Here is a 19,956-nt window from a genome sequence, read left to right on the forward strand (position 1 = left end):
AATACCCCCGTTTGTACGGGGGTATTTTTTTATGAGCGTCGGATCAATTTCTTTTCTAAATAAGCCACGCCTTGGTACATAATCGTAGCGAAAATGGCAATTAATAATAAGCTGAGAAGAACAAGAGTGAAGTTGAAGACTTGGAAACCATAAATAATCATATATCCAAGCCCCTTTGAAGAAACTAAAAATTCTCCTACGATGACGCCTACCCAAGATAAACCGACATTTACTTTAAATGTAGAAATAATGGCAGGCATGGAAGCTGGCAAGATTGCTTCTTTAAAACAGCGGCTTTTCGTTGCCCCAAAGCTTTTTAGTAATTTAATATAGTTTGGATCCACTTCTTTAAATGCTGTGTAAACGACGATGGATGTAATAATAACGGATATAATGGCCCCCATCGTTAAGATTGAAAAAAATCCTGGACCGATAGCTACAATTAAAATAGGGCCCAGCGCTACTTTTGGCATGGCGTTTAAAATAACGAGGTAAGGGTCTAATATATGTGCAAGCCTAGTTGAATACCAAAGAGCCGTGGCAAGTAAAATACCTAGCACTGTGCCTAAAATGAAGCCAAGAACTGTTTCAAATAACGTAAAACCAATATGTTCTGCCAGAGAGCCGTCGGCAAGTTTAATTAAAAATAAATGCCATACTTTAGTAGGGGAACTGAAGATTAAAGGGTCAATCCACTTTAAACGAGAAGCAAGTTCCCATAAGCTAAAAAAGGCTAAGAAAATGACCAGCTGCACGCTCAGTACTAATCGTTTTTCGACCCGAACCTTGCGAAGGTAGCTTTCGTGAAGAGTATCTAGGGAGCTAGTGGGTTTCAAGTTGATCAAGCTCCTTCCATATGTCCATAAATAAGTCGTTATAGACAGGGTGCTGTCGTGCTTCAAACGGAGAGAGGGTTCGTAAAATAGAAGGAACCGTGAATGTTTTTGCGATTTTTCCCGGCTTGGCTGAGAATAAAAAGATTCGGCTGCTCATAGCAATGGCTTCGCCGATATCGTGCGTGACCAAAACAGCCGTTTTTTGATAAGTCATCAGCGTTTTGGAGACAAGTTCTTCAAGCTTAAGTTTTGTTTGAAAATCTAGTGCTGAAAAAGGTTCATCCAAGAGTAAAATAGCGGGGTCGATGGCAAGTGTTCGGACTAAAGCGACGCGTTGTCTCATGCCTCCGGATAACTGGTGTGGATATAGGTCATCTACGCCTTGTAGACCAATTTCTTTTAGGAGCAGCAATGCTTTACTCTCTGTTTTATCTGTTAGCTGTCCGCGAATTTCAAGCCCAAGTAAAATATTTTCTTTAATGGTTTTCCACGGAAACAAATAATCTTGTTGAAGCATATAACCGATGTTTGGGACTGATGTTCCGATATTTTCACCGTCTATTGTGACAGAGCCGGACGTTGGTTCAATCAAGCCTGCAATAATCGATAGAAGCGTCGTTTTTCCACATCCGCTTGGGCCGAGAAAGGAAACAAATTCTCCTTCTTCAATAGACAAATTAATATGTTCAAGTGCAGTGGTAGCAGACTTTGTCGTAAGATACATATGCTGAACATCTTGAATGTGAAGTTTTGTCATATTACTCACTCATTGCATCTTTTGCGAATTTTGTGTTGACTAGCTTGCTGTGATCAATGTGTCTTGGAAGTTCTCCAGATTCGTCCATGATTTTTTGTAAATGATCCCACTCTTTTTGATCTAATAAAGGGTTAGTTGCAAAGGATTTTTGGGATTTATAGCGATCAATCACGGTTTTCAGCGTTTCTTTAGGTGTATCTTCAAAATACGGTGCAACCACTTCAGCAATTTCATCTGTGCTATGTGTATTCACCCATTTTTGTGCTTTGTAAATAGCTCGAGTAAATTTAGCTGCTGCTTCAGGGTTATCTTTTAAATAGCTTTCTTTGGCCATAAATGTTGTATAAGGAACTGTTCCTGATTCTTTTCCGAAGGAAGCAACGATATGTCCTTTTCCTTGTTTCTCTAAAATGCTAGCCGTTGGCTCAAATAATTGAACGTAATCTCCAGTACCAGAAGCAAAAGCATTCGCAACGTTAGCAAAATCAATGTTTTGAACGAGTTTTACATCTTTTTTAGGGTCAATATTATGCTGTTTCAACACATATTCTCCTACCATTTGCGGCATGCCGCCTTTGCGTTGACCAAGAAACGTTTTGCCTTTAAGCTGATCCCATGAAAACTGATCGACCTTTTTACGCGCTACTAGAAATGTTCCGTCGGTTTGGGTTAGCTGTGCAAAATTGATGACGGGATCACTAGACCCCTGTGCATATACGTAGATTGAAGTTTCCGAGCCGACTAAGGCGACGTCGATACCATCAGATAAAAGTGACGTCATTGTCTTATCTCCGCCCCACGTTGTTTTTAAATCTACCTTTAGTCCTTCTTCTTCAAAAAAGCCTTTTGAAATAGCGACGTACTGGGGAGCATAAAAGATAGAGCGAGTTACTTCGCCGACACGAACCGTTTGTACAGGTGTTGTTTTGCTGCAGCTAATTAGTGGAATGAGTAAAATCATGATAGCAAGCAAAGAAAAAAGCCATTTAATTGGTTTCATAAAGCAAACCTCCTTAAAATAATAAAATATTTTATGATAATGTATGTAAAGAAGTGGAAGAAGGTGAGTGCCTATATAACTATGTGGAAAATCAAAGAAGTATTAGTCAACGACTGAAAGTAAACCTTGGCGGAAGAAAGCAGGCTAGTTATATAAAGAATGGAGGAAAAAAATGAAAGATGGAACAATTCTTCATAAACAGCGTTTCCCATCATCAAACCCTCGCGTGGCGCTGTGGGTGATTACATATGCATGTCAAGGGCTTAAGATTAAAGGAATGCTCGCAGAGCCAAAAGAAAAAGGAATGTATGACGGCTTTTTATACTTAAGAGGAGGTATTAAGAACGTAGGAACGGTTCGTCCTGCTCGACTCATTCAATTTGCTTCTCAAGGTTTTATTGTGATGGCTCCGTTCTATAGGGGAAATCAAGGAGGCGAAGGAAACGAAGATTTTGCAGGAGATGATCGTTACGATGCTTTTGCTGCTTACGATTTACTGAAACAGCTTCCTAACGTCCACCATGACCGCATTCATATTTTTGGGTTTTCAAGAGGGGGAGTGATGGCTTTACTCACAGCCATTGAAAAAAAAGACAGCCGTTCTCTTGTGCTATGGGGAGGCGTCACGGATATGGTATTGACATATGAAGAAAGAGAAGATTTAAGAAGAATGATGAAGCGGGTGATTGGAGGAACTCCTTCTAAATATCCTGAAAGATACGAATGGAGGACACCTTTGCATCGTGCTCATCTCGTCGAGCCGCCGGTCTTGCTTATTCATGGTTTAGAAGATAAAAACGTGTCGATTGATCATTCCTATCAGCTCGAATCTAAACTAAAGAAGTCTAATAAAAAAGTTACCAGCTGGTATTTCGAAAACTTTCCGCATGCTTTTCCACCAAAAGAAAACCGAGAAACGGTAAAGAAGTTAACGAAGTGGATGAAAGCGCAATAAAAGATATGCTACGATAGAAAAAACAAGTAGAATAACAGTGAGGAGTGAGAAAAAATGGGGATGCCGCTAGAATTAAATACAATGATTGTGACAAAAGGCAACGAAAAGCGTGTAACGGATAACATTTTTCAAGTTGAGAAAAAAGGATATCGCCTGTATCCTTTAGATATTCCATTAAACATTCACAAAACGAAAAATGGAGAATGTATTGGAACTGCTGTTGTGCGTAAGGTAGAAATGGAACAGGAAAAAACCATTGTCACATATGAACTGACCAAATTACATTCGACTAACTAAAAAACCGATCGTCTATAAGACGATCGGTTTTTTATTAGACTCTAGGTCCGCCCAATGTTGAAATGTCAGCTGCTACATCATTAAAACGCTTGAAGTTCGCTTTAAATTTAGCGGCAAGTTCAGTTGCTTTTTGGTTATAAGCTGTTGCATCGTTCCATGCTTTAGAAGGCTGAAGCACTTCATCAGGAACTCCCGGAACATGAGTTGGAATTGATAAACCAAAAATAGCATCTGTTACTGTTTCGGTATTAGCTAGTTCTCCTTCAAGAGCTGCTTGAACCATAGCTCGAGTGTAACTTAACTTCATTCGTTCACCCACGCCGTATTCACCGCCGGTCCATCCAGTGTTTACAAGGTAGACATTCACGTTATGTTCATCGATTTTCTTTCCTAGCATTTCTGCATAAGTTGTTGGAGCAAGAGGTAAGAAAGGCTCACCAAAGCATGTAGAGAAAGTGGCCTGTGGCGATGTTACGCCGCGTTCTGTTCCAGCTAACTTACTAGTGTATCCGCTCAGAAAATGGTACATCGCTTGTTCTTTTGTAAGCTTGCTGATTGGAGGCAAGACGCCGAAGGCATCAGCAGTTAAAAAGACAATAGCTGTAGGGTGCCCAGCAACGCTTGGCAATACCGTATTATCAATAGAGTCAATTGAATAAGCGGCACGAGTATTTTCTGTTAAACTATTATCATTGTAATCTGCTACTTTCGTATTTTGATTTAACACTACATTTTCCAGTACGGCGCCGAAGCGAATTGCATTAAAAATTTGCGGTTCTTTTTCTTCGGAAAGCTGAATGCACTTCGCGTAGCAGCCTCCTTCAATATTAAATACACCAGAGCTTGACCAACCGTGCTCGTCATCTCCGATTAAACGACGGTTTGCATCAGCAGAAAGCGTTGTTTTACCCGTTCCAGATAAACCAAAGAATAATGCAACGTCACCTTCTTCTCCTACGTTAGCAGAACAGTGCATGGATAGAATATTGTTTTGGGGAAGCAAGAAGTTCATCACTGAGAAAATAGATTTTTTCATTTCACCAGCGTATTCAGTTCCTCCAATTAGCACAATCCGTCGCTCTAATGAAAGAATAATGAAGGTTTCAGAATTCGTCCCGTCTGTTTCAGGATCAGCTTTGAACGTTGGAGCTGCTACAATTGTAAACGGCTTCACATCATCATTTGTTTTTTGTTCAGCTGAAGGGCGAATGAATAACTGCTGAGCGAATAGGTTGTGCCATGCAAATTCATTAACTACTTGAATTGGTAACTGATACTTTTTATCAGCTCCAGCATATCCATTAAAAACAAAAAGTTCATCCTGCTTCTTTAAGTGGGTTAAGACTTTTTTGTATAGCGCATCGAATCGCTGAGCAGAAATTGGCTGATTGACCGGTCCCCATTCAACCGTTTTTGAAGATACAGCATCGCTTACAATAAATTTATCCAAAGGAGAGCGACCTGTATATTTTCCGGTTTCGACTGACACAGCACCTGTAGAAGTCAGCGTTCCTTCGCGTCGAGCTAGAATTTTTTCAACAAGTTGTGGAACAGATAATTGGTGTTTTGTTGTTTTTAATTGAAGCAAACCATTTAATTCGATAGACATATCAACAGTACTCATGTGCACTACCTTCCTTTTTTAGCTATTATTTATTCATTAATGTTTGAAATTTATAATTAGTATAACACATTTATTTAATTATTCTATACTATTTAACTAAAAATGTTTGTGTATTATAAAAAAATGTACGTTATACCTATTTTAGACACATGTATATGTGCTAGAAGCGAAAAAAGTGAAGGTATTTTAAATGAAAGCCTTTTTAAAAATCTGTCTTGTTAACCAAACTTCGTTTTCATTCTTAATAAGGTATACTATTTTTAAATTTGAGTATGTTACATTAAAACAGCTTCAAACATAAAGAGATGATTTCCATTTGAATGTTGTTGACAGTGAAGCGCTTTTTCATGTATTATATGTCCTTGAACGGATACTCTCTTATCCCGAGCTGGTGGAGGGACAGGCCCTGTGAAACCCAGCAACCATCGTCATTTTTTTGTGTAGACGATAAGGTGCTAACCTGATGCAAGGGCACAACCTTGATCGATAAGAGTGAAAGGCTTATGTAGAATTTGATACCTTTCCTCGATACAAGGAAAGGTTTTTTTATATTTTTTAACGTGTAATGAAAATAAGGGAATGAGTACCGTATCACAATGTATCGTATTTATAAGGAGGAAAACTGATGTCAACACAACGTCGTCTGTTCACGTCAGAATCTGTTACAGAGGGACATCCCGATAAAATTTGTGACCAAATTTCTGACTCAATTCTTGATGCTATCCTAGCAAAGGATCCAAATGCTCGTGTTGCTTGTGAAACAAGCGTAACAACTGGTTTAGTTTTAGTAAGCGGTGAAATTACAACTTCTACTTACGTGGATATTCCTAAAACAGTTCGTGAAACAATTAAAGGAATTGGCTATACTCGTGCAAAATACGGATTTGATGCTGAAACTTGTGCAGTATTAACATCTATCGACGAGCAGTCAGCTGATATCGCTGCTGGTGTAGACCAAGCGTTAGAAGCACGTGAAGGTCAAATGTCCGATGAAGAAATCGAAGCAATCGGAGCTGGAGACCAAGGGTTAATGTTTGGTTATGCATGTAACGAAACAAAAGAATTAATGCCTCTTCCAATTTCATTAGCTCATAAACTTGCTCGCCGTCTAACAGAAGTACGTAAAGAAGAAATTCTTCCTTACCTTCGCCCAGATGGTAAAACACAAGTAACAGTTGAATATGATGAAAACAACAAACCTGTTCGCATCGATACAATTGTTATTTCAACTCAGCATCACCCAGAAGTAACGTTAGAGCAAATTCAACGTAACTTAAAAGAATATGTTATTAATCCAGTTGTTCCAAATGAGTTAATTGATGAAAATACAAAGTATTTCATTAACCCAACAGGACGTTTCGTAATCGGCGGCCCTCAAGGAGATGCTGGTTTAACTGGTCGTAAAATTATCGTTGATACTTACGGCGGATATGCTCGTCACGGCGGCGGTGCATTCTCTGGTAAGGACGCAACAAAAGTAGACCGTTCAGCAGCTTATGCAGCTCGTTATGTTGCGAAAAACATTGTAGCAGCTGATCTTGCTGATAAATGTGAAGTACAACTAGCATATGCAATTGGTGTTGCACAGCCAGTATCTATTTCAATTGATACATTCGGTACAGGAAAAGTTTCTGAAGAAGTACTAGTAGATGTAGTACGCAAAAACTTTGACCTACGTCCAGCAGGCATCATTAAAATGCTTGATTTACGTCGCCCAATTTATAAGCAAACAGCAGCTTACGGTCACTTTGGCCGTACAGATGTGGAGCTTCCTTGGGAGTTCACAGACAAAGCTGAAGCATTAAAAACTCAAGCTTTAGCTAAATAATAAAAAAATCTCCGTGAAAACGGAGATTTTTTTTATGCCCATTGAATGCCTTCAGCAGATTTTTCTACGACATCTTCATATTCTGAAAGCAAATGCTGAAAAATGGCGTCCCATGATTGAGTAAGAGCATAGTGTCTCGCTGCATGGCCAAAGTGAAGCCGCTGGTGCAAATCATCGAGTAAACCTGTAATAGCCGAACTGAATTCTTCTAAGGAGTGAGGTTTGCAAAGGTAGCCGTTTCGCCCGTGCTGAACCATCTGTTTAACTCCTCCTGCATTTGCTGCCACTACAGGAGTTCCAGAAGCAAGAGACTCCAGTACGACATTTCCGAAGGTTTCTGTTTCTGAAGGAAAAACAAACAAATCAGATGACGAGTAGATATGAGCAAGTTGCTTACCTTCAAGAAAGCCTGTAAATGTCATATGCTCAGATGCTTGCTGCTGCATCTGTTCCTTTAAAGGGCCGTCTCCCACAATAACCCAGTGAATTTGATGACGGATATGATCAGGTAGAGATCGTGCGATTTTTATTAAAAAATCAGCGTTTTTTTCTTTAGCTAATCTGCCTACATACGTTAAAATGTAGGGTTTTTTAATATTGTATTTAATACGAATATCAAAGCGGTCATAGTGGGGATGAAACAATTTGTGATTCACCCCTCGCGACCAAATAGCTACGTTGTGAAACCCTTGTTCTTCTAGCTGCTGTTTGGTTACTTCGGAGGGAGCGAATATTTTCTGTACAGGTTTATAAAACCATTTCATATATTTTTGCAGTGGTACACGCATTTTTTCAAGTTCATAGTGAGATAAATAATCATCAAAATTGGTATGATAAGAGCCGACAAGAGGAACACCTAATCTTTTCCCGTAATAGGAGCCGCAAAGCCCCATTGTAAAAGGGGTGGCCAAATGAATGAGAGAAGGGTTGAATTCCTGCAGCTGCTTTTTAATTTTTAGAACGTTTGGCAATGAAAAGCGGCTGTTTGGATAAAGGAAAAAAGGCATGCTGGGCGAGCGGTGAACATACGTTGAAAATGACTGATTATGAGCAAATTCAGGAGCAAATACCTGGATGGGAATTTGCTTTGATTTGACATACTGAGTAAATTGATAAAGTGTTTTAGCAGCTCCGTTAACTTCCGGAGCAAATGTATCGGTAAATAAAGCAATTCTCATTAGTACTCCTCCTATCAATTAGACTAAAAATATGTTCAGTGAAACAGCACCTGAAAAGATGCCGAGTATCAGGCCTACCATGACATCCGTCGGATAGTGCAGACCGAGATAAATTCTTGAAACTCCTACCGTGACTGCAAGAGGCAAAAGAATGGCAGCGAAGGCTGGATAAGTAATCATCAGAGGGGTAACTAACGAAAAAATAGCTGTTGTATGCCCCGATGGAAATGAATGATCTTTTAATGGATTTTCTAATACTTTTGTATGCTTTAGTTGAATATAAGGCCGTTGTCTAGGATATAGCTTTTTAGCAATGGCAACAGGAATATGGCTAACAGCTAGAGAAAACCCACAAGCGTAAGCAACGGATGAAGGGTGCAGAAATAGCAGCAAGCATGCTATCACAATGGTAAACGTGGCTCCGCCGGCGTGAGTTAGTAAACGTAAAAACCTATTTAAGTGCTTTCGATCAAAGTGTTGATTTACACTTTTGAATAATCGGCATTCGGCATCGTATACATACTGAATTAACTTAGCTTTCATAGAGTCGCTCCCTTTTCAATAAATACGTCTTTATTATTCAGTTTAATCTTTAATTGTGGAGGCAGTACTAAAACGATGTAAATTAATATGGAAATTTCTTTACAATTGTGGGGAGAATAGAACATGATTAGAGAGTTTGTGGAGATACTAAAAAAATTCCCTCAGTATGACTTTCTGAGGGAACGTTTCCTTTATAATGAAGAATCAGATTTCTTAATAGACTTATAATACTGCCCTTTTTCTACATATTCTGTACGGATGCGCTGCATATCTTTTAAATCCTCCTCAGTCAGAGTGCGGATCACTTTAGCAGGTCGACCGAGTGCGAGAGTATTAGGTGGTATTTTTTTACCGGGAGGCACTAAACTTCCAGCACCGATAAAAGCACCTTCACCAATTTCCGCACCGTCTAAAATAATAGAGCCCATGCCAATGAGCGCGCGTTTGCGGATGATGGAGCTGTGTAAAATAACTTGATGTCCTACTGTCACATCATCCTCAATAAGCAACGGAGCATTTGGGCTTTGATGGAGTGTTGATTGATCTTGTATATTTACTCGTTTACCGATAATAGTAGGCGAAACATCTCCTCTAATAACAGTGTTAAACCAAATGCTGCTTTCTTCACCAATGGTGACATCTCCAGTAATCGTGACATAGTCTGCGATGAAGCAGCTGGGTGCAATGGTAGGCATTTTTTCTTTATACGGATAAATCATCAAATCATCTCCCTTTATTAGTTGAAAAAAAGTAGTAAATCTTCTAATGTAAGTGTACAAAGGTTTTTAAAGCAGGTAAACAAAAAAAGGAAGAAGGAGTAACTCAAATGCATAAATGGGAAGCAGTAAATCCAAAAGGCGTTATTGTCATGGTCCATGGAGCGGCGGAGCATCACGGGCGCTATCGCTGGCTGATTGAGATGTGGCGTTCAGTTGGAATGCACGTAATCATGGGAGACCTTCCTGGCCAAGGCTTAACAACGAGAAGAAGAGGACATATCCTATCCTTTGATGAATATGTATATGAAGTGGAAGAATGGGTACGTGAAGCGCAGAAATATGATTTGCCTATTTTCCTGTTAGGACACAGTATGGGAGGATTGGCGGTTATTCGTACGCTTCAGACAAAGAATCTCCCTATATGGGGTGCGATTCTTTCCTCACCTTGTTTAGGATTAAAAGAGCAAGTACCAGCTTACTTAGATATGTTATCTAAAGGATTAAATAAAGTCATGCCGAACAAACTTTTTGATTTGGGTCTCACTGTTGAAAAAGCAACAAGAAACCAAGAAGTTCGAGATGAAGATGAAAACGACTCACTGTACGTTACAAAAGTTTCCGTAAGATGGTACCGAGAATTGATTCAAGCTGTTAACTTAGCTTTTAAAGATATCGATCGTTTGCCGGATGTTCCGCTTCTTGTGATGCAGGCAGGAGAAGATAAAATTATTGAAAAGCTGATTGTTAGACAGTGGTTTGATGAAATAGAGCTAAGTGAAAAAATCTACAAAGAATGGTCTCAGCTGTATCACGAAATCTTTAATGAGCCTGAAAGAGAATACGTTTTTACATACGCGAAAAGCTTTGTTGATCTTCACATTTAATGAGTGCTGTCAGAAATTGAGGTGAAAATAAATGAAGATTCCGTCTCGTCCTATTTCATTAATGAGAAAAATTTATCGAGAAGTGTTTCCCGTCGTTCATCATGAGCTTGACCATTGGCGGGAACGGGCAAAAGAGATTCCTAATAAAGAATTACGCACTCAAGCATTGGCAAGCATCGATACAAAAACTTTTCATTGTGAAGGAGGCGGCATCCTATCGATTTTAGCGAAAGAAAACATGATTGAATGCGTAAAATTTATCGTTGCCTACCAAACAATCAGCGATTACTTAGATAACTTATGTGACCGCAGCAATTCGCTCGATCCTAAAGATTTTGCAGCCTTACATGAATCGATGCCAGATGCGTTGACTCCTCATGCACCTCTTGGAGATTACTATCGTTTTCGAACGGATAAAGACGACGGAGGATACTTAGGGGAACTTGTCCAGACTTGTCAGCAGTCCTTGCGAAAAGCCTGTAATTACCATATCGTCTCTTCACATTTACTAGAACTAGCTACTTATTATTGTGATTTGCAAATACATAAGCATGTTGAAATCAAGGAAAGAGTTCCGCGATTAGAGAATTGGTTCGATGCTCACCGGCACAGTGTTCCTGAAATGGAGTGGTATGAATTTTCAGCGTGCTCTGGTTCAACGTTAGGCATTTTTTGTTTGGTCGCTTACAGTTTTCAAGAAGAGATGACCGAAGAAATGACGGAGAAAATAAAAGCGGGATATTTTCCTTATATTCAAGGTTTACATATTTTACTCGATTATTTAATTGACCAAGAAGAAGATAAAGCAGGAGGAGATTTGAACTTTTGTTTTTATTATCCTCACTATCAGCAAATGATGGATCGCTTTTTGCATTTTGTTGTAAAAGCGGACGAATATGCTAAAAAACTGCCGGATTATCACTTTCACTGCTTTATCTATAAGGGACTCTTGGGCGTTTATTTGTCCGATCAAAAAGTGCGGGCACAAAAACATGTTCATGTGAATGCACGTAGATTAATAAAAGCGGGGGGAGCACTCAGCTACTTTTTCTATATCAACGGACGCTTGTACCGAATGCTAAAAAGATAAGCCATATGCGGCTTATCTTTTTTCAATAGCAATGATGAACGGAGGATTGTTTTGCTGATTCATGAAGCTGTATTGTAGAACATGGACGTTTTTTTGATCAAGGTTTTGGACATACGTTAGTAAATCGTCTCTTTCTTGTTTCCCTTGTTCGTGTCCATGATAAATAACGAGCACAATCACTCCTTCAGGTGCTAGCAAATCAAGTAACTGCTCAATTGCAGAGATTGTTGTTTCAGAAGTGGTGACGATGTCTTTATCTCCACCTGGTAAATAACCTAAATTAAAGACAGCGCCCGTAACTCGTCCATTAATAGAAGTAGGAAGCAGGTTTATATTGCTGTGACTTTCTTGGATAAGCGTGACTCGGTTTTCTACATTATGTTCTGTCAATCGCTGCTGAGTTGCTTGAATGGCTTGGGGCTGAATATCAAATCCATATACATGACCTGCATCTCCGACTAAATTAGCTAAAAACAATGTATCATGTCCATTTCCTGCCGTGGCATCAATCGCGACATCTCCTTCGGCCACAGCATTAGTGAGCAACGTGCGGGCAAAAGGCAGGATACGTTCTATTTTCATCTTTCCATCAACTCTTTTTCATAATATTTTCCTTGATAGCTTTGGCGACGTTCGAGCTCTTGATCAATGGCATTTAACACGCTCCACTTATTCACGCTCCACATCGGTCCGATCATGAGGTCTATCGGTCCATCACCAGTAATACGATGAACAATCATCTCAGAAGGGATCACTTCGAGCTGGTCGCATACAAGCTTTACGTATTCTTCAAATGAAAGAAATTCAACAAGGCCCTTTTCATACTGTTTGACCATAGGAGTTCCTTTTAGCAAATGAAGCAGGTGAATCTTAATTCCTTGAACGTCTAATTTCGCTACTTCTCGTACCGTTTTCATCATCATATCAGGTGTTTCTAAAGGCAGGCCATTAATGATGTGAGAACAAACGCGGATACCGTGTTTTCGAAGTTTTGCTACACCATCTACATAGCATTGATGATCATGTGCCCGGTTGATAAGCAGTGAAGTTCGTTCGTGAACAGTCTGCAGTCCAAGCTCTACCCATAGATAAGTTCGTTCATTTAATTCAGCCAAGTATTCCACCACATCGTCGGGGAGACAGTCAGGTCGTGTGGCGATAGAAAGTCCAACAACTCCAGGAAGCTTTAAGACCGCTTCATATTTTTCACGAAGCTCCTCAACAGGAGCATGAGTGTTAGTGAATGCTTGAAAGTAAGCAACGTATTTTCCGTCTTTCCATTTATGATGCATTTTTTCACGGATTTCGTTAAATTGTGTCACAAGATCATCCGCTCTGTTTCCAGCAAAATCTCCTGAACCGGCAGCGCTGCAAAACGTACAGCCGCCGTGAGCTACCGTGCCGTCTCTGTTTGGACAATCAAATCCTCCATCTAAGGCTACTTTAAATACCTTATGGCCAAAGTGGTTACGTAAGTGGTAATTCCAGGTATGATAACGTTTGTTTTCAGATTTATACGGAAATGGGTTTGTCTGATTCAAATCAGCAACCTCCTTTTTACATGCAATATACATCAACAAATTGTATCAAAAACGTGAAAAAGTGCCAAACAAATTTAGGATGCTTATATTTAACAGGTTCTTCTTGTCGTAAAGGAGAGTAAAGTTGCGCAAAATAAGACAGAAATGAACGAATAGGAGGAATAGAGAATGACAACTCGTCAAGCAGTGGATCAACTTATGCAGCAGTGTGAAGATGCTATTCGCTTTGGACAAGGTCAGTTGCAGGAAGGCATGAAGCAAGAACATTACAATGACACTGAATATACAAAAGCACAGGAAAAATTAGAAAATGCTTATAAAGAAATTGAAGAGTTTTCTCACAGTGCAAATGCACAGCAAAGAGAACAGCTATATCGCATGCGTCTGCAAGTTCAGCAGCTGCAAAATAAATTAATCACAACTCAGCATTAAGGAGAGGATTTTATGGCAACTCGTTCAAATCAAAATAACCCGGAACAAAAAACAAAAAACGGGATCAACAGCAATGACATTGAGCTAGGAAAAGATTTTGATCCGGTAAAAGAATTAAAAGCACGAAACAGCAAGCGTGCACAGCCGGTTCGTTCGAAGCAAAAATAAGCGGTGAAAAGGTGATTTTGCATGATATTGTCATGTGAAATCACCTTTTTAAATAGTCAGCGAATTTCAAATAAATTGTCTATATGTAAAAGCATTGCGAACCCTTTAAGAAAAGACTAGAATGTACGTTGGCATTCGAATAGATAGGGGGGAGATCAATGCCCAAATCACTTTGGTTTTTGATTATTGGTATGCTTGTAAACGTAACGGGAGCTTCATTTTTATGGCCTCTCAATACAATTTATATAAATGAACATTTAGGAAAGTCGTTATCCGTTGCAGGAGTGGTTCTTATGCTGAATTCTGCTGCAAGCGTAGTGGGTAATTTGTTAGGGGGAACACTTTTTGACAAAATCGGAGGATATAAATCCATCTTATCAGGAATTATTATTACTCTTATTGCATTAGTGGGACTCGTGTTTTTCCATGGTTGGCCTACATACGTTGTTCTCTTGGTTGTTGTAGGGTTTGGATCTGGTATTGTCTTTCCATCTATGTATGCAATGGCAGGATCCGTTTGGCCACAAGGCGGAAGAAAAGCATTTAATGCGATGTACGTTGCTCAAAATGCAGGAGTGGCTATCGGCGCTGCGGTAGGAGGCATTGTAGCATCTTATTCATTTACGTATATTTTCTTAGCTAATACAATTTTATACGTTATTTTTCTGCTTATTGCTATTTTTTCATATCGTCATATTTCGGTTACCGTTGGGCAAACGAATGTCCTTAATGAAGCTGGGAGCATTGGGCATAAAACGAAGCTGACTGCTCTTCTTATTTTATGTACGGGGTATGTCTTATGCTGGGTAGCGTATGTTCAGTGGCAAACAACGATTGCTACGCATACGCGTGAGCTGAATATACCTCTTTCTAGCTACAGTTTACTTTGGACGATTAACGGGATTTTAATTGTAGTCGGCCAGCCTTTGATTGTACCCATCATTCAAAAAGTAGCAAAAACATTAAAAGTACAGGTCCTAATTGGAACGGTTATTTTTGTGGCTTCTTTCATCATCGTGGTGAATGCTACAACATTTCCGCAGTTCTTAACAGCAATGGTTGTATTAACAATTGGAGAAATGTTCGTTTGGCCAGCCATTCCAGCTGTTGCGAGTCAGTTGGCTCCATCTGGAAAAGAAGGATTTTATCAAGGTGTAGTTAACAGCATGGCTACTGCAGGTAAAATGATTGGTCCTCTCTTTGGAGGCGTTATTTTCGATGCGTTTAATATGTCTACGCTGTGCTATTTATTAATTGCGCTATTGCTATTCAGCATGTGTACAACATGGATATACGATTATAAATTAAAAGAAAAACGTCAGCGTTCATTAACCATCTCTAAATAAATAGAGATGGTTTTATTTTTGACTGCTTAATAAACGTAGGAATGTCTTCAGTATTCCTTTAATAATATAGTAGGGGTTGTGACAAGCAAAGAAAGGAGTATATACCTGTAAAATTGTAAGCGTTTTCTAATTATATGACTTCATGGGGGGCTAAACATGCTTAGTATGATTGGATTAATTGGAGGATTATTGCTGCTCATTGTATTAACGATGAGAGGCATGAATTTATTTATAGCAGGTCCGCTCAGTGCTTTAGTTGTTGCGTTAACAAGCGGAATGCCTTTATTTCCACAGCTGGTGAAAGAAGGAGAAGCAAATTTTGTTGGAAATTACATGTCTGGTTTCACAGGATTTATTGCCTCTTGGTATTTAATGTTTCTATTGGGCGCCGTCTTTGGAAAAGTAATGGAAGACAGCGGGGCCGCTGATAGTGTTTCTCGCTGGATTGTCAGTAAACTAGGAATGAAAAGAGCAGTGTTGGCGATTGTACTTGCCTGTGCGGTCTTAACATACGGAGGAGTCAGTCTGTTTGTAGTAGCATTCTCTGTTTATCCAATGGCTTTAAGCTTATTCAAACAGGCGGATTTGCCGAGGCGGTTTATCCCTGCTGCTTTAGCATTCGGTTCCGTTACGTTTACGATGACCTCGGCTGGATCTCCTGAAATCCAAAACTGGATTCCAATTGAATATTTGAAGACTAGTCCGTATGCAGGGTGGGAAGTTAGTTTAGTTGTAGCGGTAGTGATGGCTGTATTCGGCTACTGGTGGTTAAAGCGCTTGATTTCAAAAGCAGTTAAAAATGGAGAGCGTTTTATATCACGCGAAAAAGATCCAGCAGTAACGGAAAATCAGTCTCTTCCTAATCCGTTATTGAGTTTGCTTCCGCTTGTGGTCGTGCTCATTATTTCTTTTGCGCTTCATAAGCCACTTCAGCAATCTGCGTTGATTGTGGCACTTTTAAGCGGGATCATTGTCACTTATATTGTGAACCGAAAGCATTTTAAAGGGTTTTGGAACGCAGCCTCAGAAGGAACGCTGGGGGCGTTAATTGCGATTGGGAATACAGCTGCTGTCGTAGGTTTTGGAGGAGTTGCTAAAGCTGTTCCCGCGTTTGGAGTGGCTGTAGACGCTATGACGCATATTCCAGGAAGTCCGTTGATTGGGGGAGCTATTGCGGTAAGTGTTATCGCGGGGATGACAGGTTCGGCTTCAGGAGGTCAGGCGATTGCTTTGCCAATCTTAGCCCCTCACTATCTAGATGCTGGTGTAAATCCAGAAGCTCTCCATCGCGTAGTAGCTATTTCTTCTGGAGTATTAGATTCTTTGCCTCATAATGGTTATGTCGTCACCACAATTAATTCTATTTGCGGAGAAACTCATAAAGATGCGTATGGATCAGTTGCAGCGATGACGGTAATTGTTCCGCTTGTTGGTCTTGCACTTGCGATTATCCTGTTTTCTTTTGGATTTGGCATTTAATAATAGCTGCTAAAGAAAGTAGAGGCTGAGACAAAAGGATTTTAGCCGAAGGAAGATCCGAACGATAAATCGTTCGGATTTTTTCATTATTATGGTGAACGTAGATCTTACGCGTTTAGTTGCTTTAAGCTGCTGATTGGAGGGCAAGGTAAAGCCTTGCACGAAATCAACAGTTTTGTAGCAAAGAGTCCAGATATCCTATTTATTCACCTTTAGATAAGATTGACTTAGTTATGTCTCAATCTCTTTTTTTGTTTTACGCTGCATGTATGTTTTTGGGAGAAGTTGTTCATATATAAGAATGAAAGAGAGGATTTAGCAGCAAAGCAGTGCTGCAGTGCAGAAACTTTTACAAAATCCGTTGAACAACTTGCAGTTTGCGAACATATTATTTACAATACAAGGTAGTATGATATAAAAACTATGATAAGGAATAGTAGTGAACGAAGCGAGCTAAGAGAGCTGACGGGTGGTGCGAGTCAGCAAACGGGCGTTCATGAACTCACCTTGGAGTTGTAAATGTGAAGTAAAGTAACATTTGCCGTCTATCCGCGTTAAGGAAAATGAGTGAGTACATAATTGTGCTAATTTGGGTGGTACCGCGGGAAGTTTATTCAACCTCTCGTCCCTTTGTTTGAGGGATGAGGGGTTTTTTAGTTTAATTAAATACAGCTGGAGCGTACAAGGAGGATTATGTATGGCTTTTAATCATGAAAAGATCGAACAAAAATGGCAAAAAGTTTGGGAAGAAAATAAAACATTTAGAACAACAGAAGATGAAGGAAAGCGTAAGTTTTACGCATTAGATATGTTCCCTTATCCATCTGGAGCGGGTTTACACGTTGGGCATCCAGAAGGTTATACAGCAACGGACATTTTATCTCGTATGAAGCGTATGCAAGGATACAATGTACTTCATCCAATGGGATGGGATGCATTCGGACTACCTGCTGAGCAGTATGCATTAGATACAGGAAACGATCCGGCTGAGTTCACTGAACTTAACATTAATAATTTCCGCCGTCAAATCAAATCGTTAGGTTTCTCTTACGATTGGGAGCGAGAAATTAATACAACTGATCCAAACTACTACAAATGGACACAGTGGATTTTCTTACAGTTATATAAAAACGGCTTAGCTTATGTGGATGAAGTAGCTGTTAACTGGTGTCCTGCTCTAGGAACAGTACTTGCGAACGAAGAAGTTATTGACGGCAAAAGTGAGCGTGGGGGACATCCGGTTGAGCGTCGTCCAATGAAGCAGTGGATGCTTAAAATCACAGCTTATGCAGATCGTTTACTAGAAGATTTAGATGAGCTTGATTGGCCAGAAAGTATTAAAGAAATGCAGCGCAACTGGATTGGCCGCTCTGAAGGAGCTCACGTGCACTTCACAATCGATGGATACGAGGACACATTTACTGTGTTCACAACGCGTCCTGATACGCTATTTGGGGCAACGTATGCCGTTTTAGCACCTGAACATCCGTTTGTGGAAAAAATTACAACAGCCGAACAAAAAGAAGCGGTAGAAGCTTATTTAGATCAAATTAAAAGCAAAAGCGATTTAGAGCGTACAGACTTAGCTAAAGACAAAACGGGCGTATTCACAGGTGCTTATGCAATTAATCCTGTAAACGGCGAGAGAATGCCGATTTGGATTGCTGACTATGTTCTAATGAGCTATGGCACAGGTGCAATTATGGCTGTTCCTGCTCATGATGAGCGCGATTATGAGTTTGCTGTTAAATTTGAGCTGCCGATTAAAGAAGTGGTAGCGGGCGGAGACGTTTCAAAAGAAGCTTATACAGGCAACGGCGAGCACGTTAATTCAGACTTCTTAAATGGTTTAGATAAAGAAGAAGCAATTTCAAATATGATTCAGTGGCTTCAAGCAAATGAAAAAGGTGAAAAACAAGTAACATACCGTCTGCGTGACTGGTTATTCAGTCGTCAGCGCTACTGGGGTGAACCAATTCCTGTTATTCACTGGGAAGATGGCACAACGACTGCAGTTCCTGAAGATCAGCTTCCGCTTGTGTTACCAAAAACGACTGAAATCAAACCGTCAGGCACAGGTGAATCTCCGTTAGCAAACATTGATGACTGGGTGAACGTTGTAGATCCGGAAACAGGCAAAAAAGGGCGCCGCGAAACAAATACAATGCCTCAATGGGCAGGCAGCTGCTGGTATTACTTACGCTACATTGATCCAACAAACAGTGAAGCGTTAGCAGATGCAGATAAATTAAAAGAATGGTTGCCGGTTGATATTTATATCGGTGGAGCTGAACACGCTGTTCTTCACTTATTATATGCTCGTTTCTGGCATAAGTTTTTATATGATATCGGCGTAGTTCCAACAAAAGAGCCGTTCCAAAAACTGTTTAACCAAGGTATGATTCTTGGAGAAAACAATGAAAAAATGAGTAAGTCAAAAGGTAACGTTGTAAACCCAGACGAAATCGTAGAAAGCCACGGAGCAGATACGCTTCGCCTTTATGAAATGTTCATGGGGCCTTTAGATGCGTCAATCGCCTGGTCAACAAAAGGGCTTGATGGTGCACGCCGTTTCTTAGATCGTGTATGGCGCTTACTTGTTGACGATAACGGTGAATTAAGCAGCAAGGTTCAAGAAAGCAATGACACTACGCTTGAACGCGTGTATCACCAAACGGTGAAAAAAGTAACGGAAGATTACGAAGGCCTCCGTTTTAATACAGGTATCTCTCAGCTTATGGTATTCATCAATGATGCATACAAAGTTGACGTGCTGCCAAAGCAATACGTAGAAGGATTTGTGAAGCTATTAGCACCAATTTGTCCTCATACGACTGAGGAATTATGGAGCAAACTAGGTCACGAAGATACAATTTCGTATGAGGCTTGGCCTGCGTTTGACGAAGCAAAACTTGTAGATGATGAAGTGGAAATTGTCGTTCAAATTAACGGTAAAGTACGTGCGAAAGTAAACGTACCTGCTGAGGCGTCTCGTGAAGAGCTTCAAGATATTGCAATGGCTAATGAAGACGTTCAAGAGTTCATTGAAGGTAAGACAGTGCGCAAAGTAATTGCTGTGCCTGGTAAATTAGTAAACATCGTAGCTAATTAAGTATTGATGTAGAACAGACCCCCTGACTAAAGAGCAGTCAGGGGGTCTGTTCTAGACCTAAGGGCCTGATGTCCCCCTTTCGGGGTTGACATCAGGCCCTTAGTCAAAATCTTTGAAAGTAAGAACGAAGTAGTCTGGTTAGCCAATGATAGAGTCACTTGGTCGAG

General features: G+C 40.1%; 19 protein-coding genes, 1 riboswitch and 1 other annotated feature. Of the genes, 10 read left to right on the forward strand and 9 right to left on the reverse strand.

Going from position 1 to position 19,956, the window contains the following annotated elements; all coding sequences use genetic code 11:
• Window positions 1-29 precede the first annotated feature (29 nt).
• The 3 genes from ACOZIR_RS00215 to ACOZIR_RS00225 are packed head-to-tail and all read right to left on the reverse strand — an operon-like array spanning window position 30 to window position 2,593.
• A complete protein-coding gene (locus ACOZIR_RS00215) occupies window positions 30-836 on the reverse strand; it encodes an ABC transporter permease (RefSeq protein WP_045295567.1) in 807 nt (268 codons plus the stop codon).
• Window positions 823-1,593 carry an ABC transporter ATP-binding protein gene (locus ACOZIR_RS00220; protein ID WP_025750714.1) on the reverse strand — a complete coding sequence of 257 codons (771 nt, stop codon included), beginning with the start codon at window positions 1,591-1,593 and terminating at the stop codon, window positions 823-825. The genes ACOZIR_RS00215 and ACOZIR_RS00220 overlap by 14 nt, the downstream gene beginning before the upstream one ends.
• A gap of 1 nt (window position 1,594) precedes the next feature.
• The gene (locus ACOZIR_RS00225) at window positions 1,595-2,593 is read right to left on the reverse strand and encodes an ABC transporter substrate-binding protein (RefSeq protein ID WP_045295566.1); all 999 of its coding nucleotides are present in this window, start codon (window positions 2,591-2,593) and stop codon (window positions 1,595-1,597) included.
• A gap of 172 nt (window positions 2,594-2,765) precedes the next feature.
• On the opposite strand from ACOZIR_RS00225, the gene ACOZIR_RS00230 reads away from it, so the two are divergent.
• Both ACOZIR_RS00230 and ACOZIR_RS00235 read left to right on the forward strand, forming a co-directional pair.
• Window positions 2,766-3,548 (forward strand): alpha/beta hydrolase family protein, encoded by a 783-nt coding sequence (locus ACOZIR_RS00230; RefSeq protein WP_045295565.1) that lies wholly within the window; start codon window positions 2,766-2,768, stop codon window positions 3,546-3,548.
• Window positions 3,549-3,602: 54 nt separating this feature from the next.
• Complete coding sequence (locus ACOZIR_RS00235) at window positions 3,603-3,845, forward strand: DUF2584 domain-containing protein (protein ID WP_028411849.1); 243 nt, start codon at window positions 3,603-3,605, stop codon at window positions 3,843-3,845.
• A 34-nt stretch (window positions 3,846-3,879) separates the two neighbouring features.
• Here ACOZIR_RS00235 and pckA read toward each other — a convergent pair whose 3' ends face one another.
• The gene (pckA, locus tag ACOZIR_RS00240) at window positions 3,880-5,469 is read right to left on the reverse strand and encodes a phosphoenolpyruvate carboxykinase (ATP) (RefSeq protein WP_310878342.1); all 1,590 of its coding nucleotides are present in this window, start codon (window positions 5,467-5,469) and stop codon (window positions 3,880-3,882) included.
• A gap of 375 nt (window positions 5,470-5,844) precedes the next feature.
• A riboswitch (SAM riboswitch) is annotated at window positions 5,845-5,962 on the forward strand.
• Between the two features lie 132 nt (window positions 5,963-6,094).
• On the opposite strand from pckA, the gene metK reads away from it, so the two are divergent.
• Window positions 6,095-7,297, forward strand: coding sequence for a methionine adenosyltransferase (metK, locus tag ACOZIR_RS00245; protein WP_013059536.1), 1,203 nt, complete (start codon window positions 6,095-6,097; stop codon window positions 7,295-7,297).
• A gap of 32 nt (window positions 7,298-7,329) precedes the next feature.
• On the opposite strand, the gene ACOZIR_RS00250 is transcribed toward metK, so the two are convergent.
• The 3 genes from ACOZIR_RS00250 to ACOZIR_RS00260 all read right to left on the reverse strand — a co-directional run bounded on the left by ACOZIR_RS00250 (window position 7,330) and on the right by ACOZIR_RS00260 (window position 9,737).
• Window positions 7,330-8,475, reverse strand: a complete 1,146-nt coding sequence (locus ACOZIR_RS00250; RefSeq protein ID WP_045291282.1) for a glycosyltransferase family 4 protein — start codon at window positions 8,473-8,475, stop codon at window positions 7,330-7,332.
• An 18-nt stretch (window positions 8,476-8,493) separates the two neighbouring features.
• Window positions 8,494-9,018 carry a phosphatase PAP2 family protein gene (locus ACOZIR_RS00255; RefSeq protein ID WP_328120091.1) on the reverse strand — a complete coding sequence of 175 codons (525 nt, stop codon included), beginning with the start codon at window positions 9,016-9,018 and terminating at the stop codon, window positions 8,494-8,496.
• A gap of 191 nt (window positions 9,019-9,209) precedes the next feature.
• On the reverse strand, window positions 9,210-9,737 hold the full coding sequence (locus tag ACOZIR_RS00260) for a gamma carbonic anhydrase family protein (protein WP_014457969.1): 528 nt from the start codon (window positions 9,735-9,737) through the stop codon (window positions 9,210-9,212).
• Between the two features lie 107 nt (window positions 9,738-9,844).
• Here ACOZIR_RS00260 and ACOZIR_RS00265 point away from each other — a divergent pair, with 107 nt between their 5' ends.
• A complete protein-coding gene (locus tag ACOZIR_RS00265) occupies window positions 9,845-10,621 on the forward strand; it encodes an alpha/beta fold hydrolase (RefSeq protein ID WP_013059532.1) in 777 nt (258 codons plus the stop codon).
• 31 nt (window positions 10,622-10,652) lie between these two features.
• A complete protein-coding gene (locus tag ACOZIR_RS00270) occupies window positions 10,653-11,711 on the forward strand; it encodes a tetraprenyl-beta-curcumene synthase family protein (protein ID WP_045291280.1) in 1,059 nt (352 codons plus the stop codon).
• 12 nt (window positions 11,712-11,723) lie between these two features.
• Here the strand turns inward: ACOZIR_RS00270 and ACOZIR_RS00275 are convergent, their stop codons facing one another.
• A complete protein-coding gene (locus ACOZIR_RS00275; RefSeq protein ID WP_045291278.1) occupies window positions 11,724-12,293 on the reverse strand; it encodes a class I SAM-dependent methyltransferase in 570 nt (189 codons plus the stop codon).
• Entirely contained in the window at window positions 12,290-13,252 is a 963-nt protein-coding gene (locus tag ACOZIR_RS00280; RefSeq protein ID WP_275036572.1) for a TIGR01212 family radical SAM protein, read from the reverse strand. Before ACOZIR_RS00280 ends, ACOZIR_RS00275 begins: the two co-directional genes overlap by 4 nt.
• 168 nt (window positions 13,253-13,420) lie before the next feature.
• On the opposite strand from ACOZIR_RS00280, the gene ACOZIR_RS00285 reads away from it, so the two are divergent.
• The 5 genes from ACOZIR_RS00285 (at window position 13,421) to leuS (ending at window position 19,789) form a co-directional block, all read left to right on the forward strand.
• A complete protein-coding gene (locus tag ACOZIR_RS00285; RefSeq protein ID WP_013059528.1) occupies window positions 13,421-13,684 on the forward strand; it encodes a YtzC family protein in 264 nt (87 codons plus the stop codon).
• Window positions 13,685-13,696: 12 nt separating this feature from the next.
• Window positions 13,697-13,852: a hypothetical protein gene (locus ACOZIR_RS00290; RefSeq protein ID WP_013059527.1), complete on the forward strand. Its 156-nt coding sequence runs from the start codon at window positions 13,697-13,699 to the stop codon at window positions 13,850-13,852.
• Window positions 13,853-14,010: 158 nt separating this feature from the next.
• Window positions 14,011-15,198: an MDR family MFS transporter gene (locus ACOZIR_RS00295; RefSeq protein WP_045291274.1), complete on the forward strand. Its 1,188-nt coding sequence runs from the start codon at window positions 14,011-14,013 to the stop codon at window positions 15,196-15,198.
• Window positions 15,199-15,354: 156 nt separating this feature from the next.
• Window positions 15,355-16,677, forward strand: coding sequence for a GntP family permease (locus tag ACOZIR_RS00300; protein ID WP_045291272.1), 1,323 nt, complete (start codon window positions 15,355-15,357; stop codon window positions 16,675-16,677).
• Window positions 16,678-17,091: 414 nt separating this feature from the next.
• Window positions 17,092-17,310, forward strand: a binding site (T-box leader).
• A gap of 64 nt (window positions 17,311-17,374) precedes the next feature.
• Window positions 17,375-19,789, forward strand: coding sequence for a leucine--tRNA ligase (gene leuS / locus ACOZIR_RS00305; protein ID WP_310878339.1), 2,415 nt, complete (start codon window positions 17,375-17,377; stop codon window positions 19,787-19,789).
• Window positions 19,790-19,956 lie beyond the last annotated feature (167 nt).

Source organism: Priestia sp. D3YE.R1 (genome assembly GCF_049199565.1).
In the GTDB taxonomy this organism is placed as follows: domain Bacteria; phylum Bacillota; class Bacilli; order Bacillales; family Bacillaceae_H; genus Priestia; species Priestia aryabhattai.